This window comes from Massilia hydrophila (genome assembly GCF_020208145.1).
Classification (GTDB): domain Bacteria; phylum Pseudomonadota; class Gammaproteobacteria; order Burkholderiales; family Burkholderiaceae_D; genus Telluria; species Telluria hydrophila.
Genome location: NZ_JAHYBX010000021.1, coordinates 1 through 1,699, shown reverse-complemented (window position 1 = coordinate 1,699; position 1,699 = coordinate 1). Strand labels below are relative to the sequence as shown.

The following is a 1,699-nucleotide window of genomic DNA, read 5'->3' as shown; positions in this document are numbered from 1 at the left end:
CGAGTTCTCTCAAGCGCCTTAGAATACTCATCTCGCCCACCTGTGTCGGTTTGCGGTACGGTCTCGTATGACTGAAGCTTAGAGGCTTTTCTTGGAACCACTTCCGATTGCTTCGCACCACATGGGTACACGTCCCAGTCCCTTGAATCCTGCGCCCGGATTTGCCTAAGCGCCTTCTATGAACCAGAAACCAGCTATTCCAACAGCTGGACAACCTTCCGCGATCCGTCCCCCCATCGCATCATACGACGGTGCAGGAATATTAACCTGCTTCCCATCAGCTACGCATCTCTGCCTCGCCTTAGGGGCCGACTCACCCTGCTCCGATGAACGTTGAACAGGAAACCTTGGGCTTACGGCGTGCGGGCTTTTCACCCGCATTATCGCTACTCATGTCAGCATTCGCACTTCTGATACCTCCAGCATCCTTCACAAGACACCTTCGCAGGCTTACAGAACGCTCTCCTACCATATGTCAAAGACATATCCGCAGCTTCGGTGACTGGCTTAGCCCCGTTACATCTTCCGCGCAGGACGACTCGATCAGTGAGCTATTACGCTTTCTTTAAATGGTGGCTGCTTCTAAGCCAACATCCTGACTGTTTTAGCCTTCCCACTTCGTTTTCCACTTAGCCAATCTTTGGGACCTTAGCTGGCGGTCTGGGTTGTTTCCCTCTTGACGCCGGACGTTAGCACCCGACGTCTGTCTCCCAAGCTCGCACTCATCGGTATTCGGAGTTTGCAATGGTTTGGTAAGTCGCAATGACCCCCTAGCCATAACAGTGCTCTACCCCCGATGGTGATACTTGAGGCACTACCTAAATAGTTTTCGGAGAGAACCAGCTATTTCCAGGTTTGTTTAGCCTTTCACCCCTACCCACAGCTCATCCCCTAATTTTTCAACATTAGTGGGTTCGGACCTCCAGGGCGTGTTACCGCACCTTCATCCTGGCCATGGGTAGATCACCTGGTTTCGGGTCTACACCCAGCGACTGTCGCCCTGTTCGGACTCGATTTCTCTACGGCTCCCCTATTCGGTTAACCTCGCCACTGAATGTAAGTCGCTGACCCATTATACAAAAGGTACGCCGTCACCCCATATAGAGGCTCCGACTGTTTGTATGCACACGGTTTCAGGATCTATTTCACTCCCCTCCCGGGGTTCTTTTCGCCTTTCCCTCACGGTACTGGTTCACTATCGGTCGATTACGAGTATTTAGCCTTGGAGGATGGTCCCCCCATGTTCAGACAGGATTTCTCGTGTCCCGCCCTACTTGTCGTACGCTTAGTACCACCGATCTGATTTCGTGTACGGGGCTATCACCCGCTATGGCCAGAGTTTCCAATCTGTTCCACTATCAGTTCGACTATCACGTACAGGCTCATCCCATTTCGCTCGCCACTACTTTGGGAATCTCGGTTGATTTCTTTTCCTGCAGCTACTTAGATGTTTCAGTTCGCCGCGTTCGCTTTGCATGCCTATGTATTCAGCATGCAATGACCTAAAAGGCCGGGTTTCCCCATTCGGAAATCTGCGGATCAAAGTGTGTTTGCTCACTCCCCGCAGCTTATCGCAAGCTACTACGTCCTTCATCGCCTGTAATCGCCAAGGCATCCACCATGTGCACTTATTCGCTTGTCCCTATAACGTTGGCCCCTGCTGACAACAGGGATCGTCATAGAAATCAAGAGTACAGCT

Annotated in this window: 1 rRNA gene; it reads right to left on the bottom strand. The window is 51.8% G+C overall.

Annotated elements, in window-relative coordinates:
• Positions 1–1,642, bottom strand: a 23S ribosomal RNA gene (locus LE190_RS21290); the annotation flags it as partial.
• Between the last annotated feature and the right edge of the window lie 57 nt (positions 1,643–1,699).